This is a genomic window from Actinomadura sp. B10D3, assembly GCF_039871695.1.
Classification (GTDB): Bacteria; Actinomycetota; Actinomycetes; order Streptosporangiales; family Streptosporangiaceae; genus Spirillospora; species Spirillospora madurae.
The window spans coordinates 1-639 of the sequence record NZ_JBDPLY010000105.1 but is presented as its reverse complement, the minus strand read 5'-3'; the positions used below and the strand labels follow the sequence as shown (position 1 = coordinate 639).

2 rRNA genes are annotated in these 639 nt (G+C 61.0%); both read left to right on the top strand.

What is annotated here, in order from left to right:
* Positions 1-115 (top strand): 16S ribosomal RNA (locus tag ABGB11_RS42460); the annotation flags it as partial.
* Between the two features lie 425 nt (positions 116-540).
* Positions 541-639: ribosomal RNA gene (locus ABGB11_RS42455) — 23S ribosomal RNA — on the top strand; the annotation flags it as partial.

Here is a 639-nt window from a genome sequence, read left to right as displayed (position 1 = left end):
CCCGAAGCCCGTGGCCCAACCCTTGTGGGGGGAGCGGTCGAAGGTGGGGCCGGCGATTGGGACGAAGTCGTAACAAGGTAGCCGTACCGGAAGGTGCGGCTGGATCACCTCCTTTCTAAGGAGCACAGCTGGCCAGGCCGCCTCACCTGTGAGGGGTCATGGTCGGTGGCCACCGTTGACGACGCACGTTCGTCAGGTGGCTGCTCATAGATGTGGAGCACTGGTTACTCAGCTCACCGCTCGTGTGAGCCGGCAAGTACCGCCCCCAGGGGTCCTCGGATCCTGGATGGGGGAGTGGGAACGGCGGTGTCGGGCGGGTGGTGGGTTGGACACGCTGTTGGGTCCTGAGGGAACGGGCGCGAGCCCGGGTGACCTCTGGATTGCGGGACCAGGACCACATTCCTTGACGGGGGTGTGGTTTTGGTGGGCCCGGTTGTTTTTTGAGAACTGCACAGTGGACGCGAGCATCTCTGGTGAGAGGCGTGATCTCCTTTTGGGGGTTGTGTCTCTTATCTGCGATTTGTTTTGATCGTTTTGTGTGTTCAAGTTTTTAAGGGCATACGGTGGATGCCTTGGCATCAGGAGCCGATGAAGGACGTGGGAGCCTGCGATATGCCTCGGGGAGTCGGCAACCAGACT